Source organism: Micromonospora sp. ALFpr18c (assembly GCF_008868155.1).
Lineage (GTDB): Bacteria > Actinomycetota > Actinomycetes > Mycobacteriales > Micromonosporaceae > Micromonospora.
The window spans coordinates 80,326-87,453 of the sequence record NZ_WBKR01000004.1; the positions used below are offsets into that span (position 1 = coordinate 80,326).

The 7,128-nt window shown below is 71.4% G+C and carries 11 protein-coding genes; 5 read left to right on the forward strand and 6 right to left on the reverse strand.

Annotated features, from left to right (window positions below; genetic code table 11):
- Nucleotides 1-40 precede the first annotated feature (40 nt).
- Both F8271_RS02080 and F8271_RS02085 read left to right on the forward strand, forming a co-directional pair.
- Nucleotides 41-739: a TetR/AcrR family transcriptional regulator gene (locus tag F8271_RS02080; protein ID WP_151487883.1), complete on the forward strand. Its 699-nt coding sequence runs from the start codon at nt 41-43 to the stop codon at nt 737-739.
- A gap of 75 nt (nt 740-814) precedes the next feature.
- Entirely contained in the window at nt 815-1,006 is a 192-nt protein-coding gene (locus tag F8271_RS02085) for a hypothetical protein (protein ID WP_151487884.1), read from the forward strand.
- 63 nt (nt 1,007-1,069) lie between these two features.
- Here F8271_RS02085 and F8271_RS02090 read toward each other — a convergent pair whose 3' ends face one another.
- Complete coding sequence (locus F8271_RS02090; protein WP_151487885.1) at nt 1,070-1,927, reverse strand: SDR family oxidoreductase; 858 nt, start codon at nt 1,925-1,927, stop codon at nt 1,070-1,072.
- Between the two features lie 96 nt (nt 1,928-2,023).
- Here F8271_RS02090 and F8271_RS02095 point away from each other — a divergent pair, with 96 nt between their 5' ends.
- Nucleotides 2,024-2,410, forward strand: coding sequence for a helix-turn-helix domain-containing protein (locus tag F8271_RS02095; RefSeq protein ID WP_151487897.1), 387 nt, complete (start codon nt 2,024-2,026; stop codon nt 2,408-2,410).
- Here F8271_RS02095 and F8271_RS02100 read toward each other — a convergent pair.
- Nucleotides 2,407-3,360, reverse strand: coding sequence for a DMT family transporter (locus F8271_RS02100; protein ID WP_151487886.1), 954 nt, complete (start codon nt 3,358-3,360; stop codon nt 2,407-2,409). The genes F8271_RS02095 and F8271_RS02100 overlap by 4 nt on opposite strands.
- Here F8271_RS02100 and F8271_RS02105 point away from each other — a divergent pair.
- A complete protein-coding gene (locus F8271_RS02105; RefSeq protein WP_151487887.1) occupies nt 3,359-4,747 on the forward strand; it encodes a PLP-dependent aminotransferase family protein in 1,389 nt (462 codons plus the stop codon). The genes F8271_RS02100 and F8271_RS02105 overlap by 2 nt on opposite strands.
- A 54-nt stretch (nt 4,748-4,801) precedes the next feature.
- Here F8271_RS02105 and F8271_RS02110 read toward each other — a convergent pair whose 3' ends face one another.
- From F8271_RS02110 to F8271_RS02115, 3 genes are all read right to left on the reverse strand, one after another.
- Nucleotides 4,802-4,975, reverse strand: coding sequence for a transposase (locus F8271_RS02110; RefSeq protein ID WP_255473633.1), 174 nt, complete (start codon nt 4,973-4,975; stop codon nt 4,802-4,804).
- 2 nt (nt 4,976-4,977) lie between these two features.
- Nucleotides 4,978-5,166: a transposase gene (locus tag F8271_RS32895; protein ID WP_225854111.1), complete on the reverse strand. Its 189-nt coding sequence runs from the start codon at nt 5,164-5,166 to the stop codon at nt 4,978-4,980.
- 178 nt (nt 5,167-5,344) lie between these two features.
- On the reverse strand, nt 5,345-5,965 hold the full coding sequence (locus F8271_RS02115) for a transposase (RefSeq protein WP_151487888.1): 621 nt from the start codon (nt 5,963-5,965) through the stop codon (nt 5,345-5,347).
- Between the two features lie 772 nt (nt 5,966-6,737).
- Here F8271_RS02115 and F8271_RS02120 point away from each other — a divergent pair.
- Nucleotides 6,738-6,908, forward strand: a complete 171-nt coding sequence (locus F8271_RS02120; RefSeq protein ID WP_225854112.1) for a hypothetical protein — start codon at nt 6,738-6,740, stop codon at nt 6,906-6,908.
- A gap of 13 nt (nt 6,909-6,921) precedes the next feature.
- Here F8271_RS02120 and F8271_RS32900 read toward each other — a convergent pair.
- The coding region (locus F8271_RS32900) for a DUF6624 domain-containing protein (protein ID WP_225854113.1) at nt 6,922-7,128 on the reverse strand (207 nt) is incomplete at its 5' end.

Sequence of the window (7,128 nt, forward strand, 5' to 3'; positions counted from 1 at the left end):
CCGTTAACTGCGAACATCGTTCGCAATTTAGAGTGGGTCGGTGACCGACGCACCCCGGAGACCCGGCGACCGCGACACCGACCGGCAGCCGATCTGGGCCAGACCCGAACGGGGCAGCCGTGGCCCCGCCCCGACGCACAGCCGCGAGGCCATCGTCGCGGCCGCCATCACCCTGGCCGACGCCGAGGGGATCGCCGCGGTGTCCATGCGCGCCGTCGCCAACGTGCTCGGCACCGGCGCCGGCTCGCTCTACCGGTACCTGTCGTCCCGCGACGACCTCCTGGACCTGATGACGGACCGGGTCGTGGGGGAGCTGCGGCCGTACCCGCGGGCGGAGGTCGACTGGCTGGACACGATGCTGCTGCTGGCCCGCCGGCAGTTGGCACTGTTCCGCGCCCACCCGTGGCTGCTGGACGTGATTCACCGGCCGTCCGGCGTCGGCCCCGAGAGCCTGGCCTGGTTCGACACCTGCATCCGGATCCTGGAACCCGTGGGGTGCGCCGTCACCGCCAAGTTCGAGGCGATCGCCATGATGACCGGCGTGGTGAGCCTCTTCGCCCGCAGCGAGGCGGCCGAGCCGCCCGGCTTCGCCGGCGCGGACCTCGCGGCGTACCCGCACCTGGTCACGGCGTTCCGCCAACTCCCGGCGGCACCGCCCCGCACGGACCTCTTCGAGCGGGCGCTGCGCAGCCTGCTGACCGGGTTGCTCACCGCATCCCCGGAACCGGAAGCGACCTGAGCCGAGCGCGGTCGGGCGTTCCACCGTCCGGGGCGACCTCGGCTGGTCTAGGTTTCGGTGGGGAGAGGGGTGCGCGTGTCAGATTCTGATCTTGTCGGCATGCGGGAACGGGCCGCGAACGGCGACCGGGACGCGGTCGACCAGCTCGTCGAGCTGGCGGCCGAGAGGGCCGATGTCGGCGAACTTCGACGGCTCGCCGACAGCGGCAACCGGGACGCGGCCGACATGCTGGCCGACCTCACCGAACCGGACGACGAGGCGGAGTGACCGCGCGACGGGCGGGCGACGGAGGGCGTACCCCCGTGGCCCGCCCGGACGAACCGCGGCCGGTCAGGCCCGCGCGGCCCGGATGGCGTCGCGCAGCGGAGTGCTCGGCCGGCCGATCAGCCGGCTGAGGTCGTCGCTGTCGGTCGCCAGCTCGCCGAGGGCGATCGAGTGGTCGAGCGCGGCGACGAACCCGGCGGTGCCGGCGTCGAGCCCGACGTTCTGCAGGGTCGACGCCAGCTCGGTGGCCGACAGGTCGCGGTGGACGACCGTGCTGCCGGTGACCTCGCTGACGGCGTCGGCCAGCTCGTCGAAGGTGAACGCGGTGCCGCCCAGCTCGTAGACGGCGTTGCCGTCCTCCTCGCGGGTCAGCGCCGCCGCCGCGGCGGCCGCGTAGTCGACCCGGGGCGCGGCGGAGACCTTGCTGCCGCCGGTGGCGCCGAGGATCGCGCCGGTCTGCAGGTACTGCGGGAGCTGGTCGGTGTAGTTCTCGGTGTACCAGCTGTTGCGCAGCGCCGTGTACGGCAGGCCCGACGCGGCGAGGGCCTCCTCGGTGGCCTTGTGCTCCGGCGCGAGCGGGTTCGTGGTGGTGTCGGCCTTCAGGATGCTGGTGTAGACCAGGCGCTCGACGCCGGCGAGCTTGGCCGCGTCGATGACCGCGGTGTGCTGGGCGACCCGCTGGCCGGGCGTGTCACCGGAGATCAGCAGCAGGCGGCGGACGCCGGCCACGGCGCCGGGCAGCGTCGACGGGTCGTCGTAGTCGGCCCGGCGGACCTCGACCCCGCGTGCGGCCAGGTCGGCGGCCTTCTCCGGGGTGCGGACGATGGCGGCGATCTCGCTGGCGGGCACGCCGGTGTCGAGCAGCTGCTCGATCACCAGGCGGCCGAGCCGGCCGGTGGCGCCGGTGACGGCATAGGTGGGCATGGAAACCTCCGGTAGGGCGATGACGGTCTGCAAGCACTTACGAATCTACAGCACTATCGGTTGGTAAGCGTCGGGTAGGCTGGTGAGGTGAACGACATGCCGGCCCAGGACCCGGCGGGGCCTACCCAGGAACTCGTCAGCGATGTCTTCGCGCGGGGTTGCACCTCCCGCGCCGCCTTCGAGGACGTCACCTCGAAGTGGGCCTCGCTCGCCCTGCTCGCGCTCGGCGAGGGCCGGTACCGGTTCAACGCGCTACGCCGGCGCATCGACGGGGTCAGCGAGCGGATGCTCTCCCAGACCCTGCAGACCCTCGAACGCGACGGCATGCTCACCCGCGAGGTGCTCACCGCGATCCCGCCGCGCGTCGAATACTCGCTGACCCCCCTCGGCACGCGGGTCGCCGAGCAGCTACGCGGCCTCGCCGACCTGCTGGAGGCGGCGGTGCCCGAGTTGCAGACGGCCCGCGAGCGCGAGCGGGACTAGACCCGAGCGGGACTGGGTCGGTCCGCACCCGCCGGGCGCGCCGACCGGCGGGTGCGCTGGATCACCACGACGCATCCCAGCACCACCAGCGCCGCCCCGATCGAGGCGGGGGTGACGCTCTCGCCGAGCAGCAGCGCCGACCACCCGAGGGTGAGCACCGGCTGCGCGAGCTGGACCTGGCCGACCTGTGCGATGCCGCCCCGGGCCAGGCCCGCGTACCAGGCGAAGAAGCCCAGGAACATCGAGACGACGGTCAGGTAGCCGAACGCCGACCACCCGACGGCGTCGGCGTGCGGCCGGTCGGCCACCGCGGCGACGACCGTGATGGGCACCGTCGCGGGCAGCGCGAGCAGCAACGCCCAGCAGATCGTCCGGGCGCCGCCCATCTCGCGGGCGAGCGCGCCACCCTCGGCGTAGCCCAGCCCGCAGAGCACGACCGCCGCGAGCAGGAACGCGTCGGGCCGGGTGAACGCGCCGCGTACCGCACCACTGGCACCGAGGAAGATGAGCACCGCCAGCAGTCCGCCGGCGCTGGCGACCCAGAACAGCGGTGGCGGACGTTCGCCGGCGCGCAGCACCGCGAACACGGCCGTCATGGCGGGCAGCGCGGCGATGACGACCGCGCCGTGCGCCGAGGTCTGCGTGAGAAGCGCCAGTGAGGTGAACAACGGAAAGCCGACCACGACGCCGAGGGCGACGACCACCAGTCGCCGCCACTGCCCCCGGGTGGGCCGCGGCGCGCCGGTGAGCCGGAGGTACGCCCACGCCAGCAGCCCCGCGCCGACGGCCCGACCGAACGCGACGAACCACGGGTCGAGCTGCTGCACGGCGAGGCGGGTGGCGGGCAGCGAGAGGCTGAAACCGAGCACGCCCAGCGCGCCGAGGGCGAGGCCGCCGGCCCGATCCGTTGTTATCGTGGCGGCTGCAGTAGCGCTACTCTTGTCCCTCATGGAGAACGATAACGCAGTGCAGCGCGTTATCCAAGATCTACGCCGGCTGGTGGCCGCCGCCGCACCCGGCACCCGGCTGCCCTCGGTCCGGGAGCTGACCGCCCGGCACCAGGCCTCGCCGGTCACCGTCGCCGAGGCCATCCGCCGGTTGGTGGCCCAGGGGCTGATCGAGGCGCGACCCGGCAGGGGCACCTTCGTGGCCGCCCCGCCGGACGAGCGGCGCGTACCCGACCTGTCCTGGCAGACCGTCGCGCTCGGCCCCCGCCCGGCCGGCGAGGACGAGATGCAGGCGCTACTGGCGCTACCCCGCGCCGGTGCGATCCCGCTCTCCGGTGGTTACCTGGACGCGGATCTCCAGCCGGCCGCCGCGCTCGGCGCCGCCCTCACCCGTGCCGCCCGTCAGCCCGCGACCTGGCAGCGCGGGCCGGTCGAGGGGCGCGAGGACCTGCGCGCCTGGTTCGCCCGCGAGGCCGGGGCCGGCCTGCGGGCCGAGGACATGGTGATCTGCCCCGGCGGGCAGGCCGCGCTGTCGTCGGCGCTGCGGGCGCTCTCCGCCCCCGGCGACGCCCTGCTCGTCGAGTCGCCGACCTACCTGGGCGCGCTGGCCGTGGCCCGGGCGGCCGGACTCCGGGTGGTGCCGGTGCCGGCGGACGCCGACGGGGTACGCCCCGACCAGCTCGTCGCGGCGTTCGCCCGCACCGGGGCGCGGCTCTTCTACTGCCAGCCACTGCACGCCAACCCGCACGGCGCGACCCTGGCGGGCGACCGTCGGGCGCAGGTCGCCGACGCGGTACGCGACGCCGGGGCGTTCCTGATCGAGGACGACTACGCGCGCGACCTCACCATCGACGGTCCGGCCCCACCTCCGCTGGCCGCCGACGACCCCGACGGGCACGTCATCTACCTGCGCTCGTTGACCAAGTCGACCGCGCCCGGGCTGCGCGTCGCCGCGATCGGCGCCCGCGGCCCGGCCGGTGCCCGCCTGCGGGCGGCCCGCCTGCTCGACGACTTCTTCGTGGCCGGTCCACTGCAACAGGCGGCGCTGGAGTTCCTCACCTCCCCGGCGTGGCCGCGGCACCGCCGGGCCCTGAGCACGGCGCTCCGGGCCCGCCGCGAGGCGTTGCTGGCCGCGCTGCGTCGACACCTTCCCCACGTGTACCCGCGGTCGATCCCGCGCGGGGGCCTGCATCTCTGGGTCGGCCTGCCCGACGGCGCCGACGACGCGGCGGTGGCCGCGGCGGCTGCCGCCGAGGGCGTCATCGTCTTTCCGGGCCGCCCCTGGTACGCCGCCGAACCCCCGGCCGCGCACCTGCGCCTCACCTACGCGGCCGCCGCACCCGACCTCATGGACGAGGCGGTCCGCCGCCTCGCCCGCGCCCTGCGCTGAACCGGCAGTAGAATGGTCGGCTTGAGTCGGGTTCGAGGACCAGGCCGGTGTGGGTCAGAAGCCTTCGAGTAGGTCAGGGCGGTACTGGATGCGCTTGAGCCGGTTGCGGACGGTCGCCAGGAGGTGGTCGACGCCGCGGACGGCGAGGTTGCCGATGCTGCGCTTGAGGTGTGACCAGACCTGCTCGGTGGGGTTGAGGTCGGGGGCGTAGGCGGGCAGGCGGATCACGGTCAGCCGTCTCGAGCGGCGATCATCTGCCGCATGGCGACGCTGATGTGGGTGTTGAGGTTGTCCCAGACGAGCACAATCGGCCCGCGCAGCTGCTGGTGGGCGGCGTCGAGCAGGCTGATGTAGTCCCGTTCGCCGAAGCTGCGCCTTTCGTTCTTGCGGCCCCGATGGGTGATCGTGCGGTAGATCAACCGGGGCGCTGGCCGGGTTTGTAGCAGGCCAGGCCGGCGATCGATACTCGTCCGGAGCCCTTGCCCGATACCGGGATCTGTGGAGTGTGGCCGCGTCGGCCCCAGGTGCGGTCCTTCGGTGGGCGCAGCGTCTGACCGGCCTCGTCCTCGAAGCAGAATCACGCCTCGCGCTGCGCCGCTACCGTTTTCCCGCCGGCCACACCTCCCGCCGCCACGTCGCGACCGCCTCCTCGTCACGCTCGACGGGGCCGATGCGAGGCACCTGCACCGACCAGCCGATGCGGTGCAGCGAGATGGTCTCCTTGCTGACCGAGGCGCCGTAGATCTCGGCGAAGTGCGCCGAGATCTCCCCGGTGGTGAGGCCTTTGGCATACAACGACAACACCACCTCGTCGACGCCTGACAACCGGCGCTGCCGCTTACGCACGATCTGCGGCTCGAACGTGCCAGCCCGATCCCGCGGCACGTCGATCTGCACCGGCCCCGACGCGTCGGTCAGCACCGTCTTCGCCCTGGCGACGTTGCCCGACTCCATCCCAGCCGACTCATGTTGTGCCGATCCGGATGCGGGTGGGCACCTGGCGGACGCGGCGTGCTCATAGCCGAGGTGCTCGGTCATCTCCTCGTTCAACGCGGTCTCCAGGACCGTCTTGGTCAACTGCTTCAGCAGCCCGTCCGGACCGGTCAGCGACAGGCCTTGTTCCTTCGCCGCCCGGACCAGCTCGGCGGCGGCCTTCGCCTCCGCCGACGGCTCCGCCCGCTTCTTACGTCCGGTCTGGTCGTTCAGTGTCGCGGTCATCACGGCACCCTCCTCACCAGGCGCGCAACGCCCGATGGGTCAGGCGGGAAACACCCGTTAGATCCGCACTCCCAACGCCGGGGCCGTGGGTCACAGCCCGGCTGGCCTCCGATTAGTAGTCTGCTGGTGCTGCGGTGTTGCGTACGTCGGTGGTGTTGCGTGCGTCGGTGCCGATGGGAAGTGCATGGACTGCTGATGCGCAAAGTACGTCCACTGCTGTTGCTGTGTTAGGTGCCGCGGTGCTGGCGGTGATGCCGGGTGCGGGGCTGGTGTTGCGGACGTCGATGGCGTTGCGTGCGTCGGTTGTGGTGTTGACTGCCGCTGTTCTGGATGAGGAGCCACATTGTCTATAGCATGAAGGCCGCTCATCTGGTGCTTATGCATTATCGCTACTGCCTTATTCTGATATTCGTCGGGCATATGAGGGAAAGTCTCTTCCCGACCTTCCCCGACCCAGTAGTATTGGTAAAAACTGGCGACGCAAGTACGCTCTGCTTCCGTAAGCTGCACAGTTCGAAGCCAATCATACCTACCCTCCCTGCACCGGTCGTAATAGTCGATGTAGGCCATTGATAGCTGCGCTGCACGTTCGTAGGATACCGGTTTCATTTTTTTTCCTTTCAATCGAGCGGATGTCTGTTGCCAGGTTGTTTGTGTCGAGCCTGGCTTGCCTGTTCTTGCCATGAACGGCTCTCTAGTGACAACGTAGGCGCTTGCTCTTGGGTTCAACGTCTACGCCCGCCCGCATGATCCGGCGGCGCCGGTGGTGTGCATGGACGAGAAGCCCTACCAACTCCTGGGTCATGCCTGTGACATCGATGTCCTCAAGACCGAACTGGCCGCCTGGCAGAACAGCACCAACACCGACCAGCGGCAGGTGAACTGGCACTTCACCACCAGCGACGCCCGCACCCGACTCCGCCACCTATGCCCAGAACGTTAGACACGACGCTCTACTAGGTGGTGTCCTGGGCGCAGATCGTGGTCATCTCGGCCAGGTAGCTCGCCAGCGTCGGCAGGCCGGCGTCGGCCCGGCGCCGCTCGACACCCGCCTCGTCCCGGATCGGGGTCGCCGGCACGGGGCCGTCGGGTCCACAGCGGATCTGTGTGCCGTACACTCGGGGCTCGCCCCTGCCCGCTGCCCGCCCCCCGGTCCCTGTCCA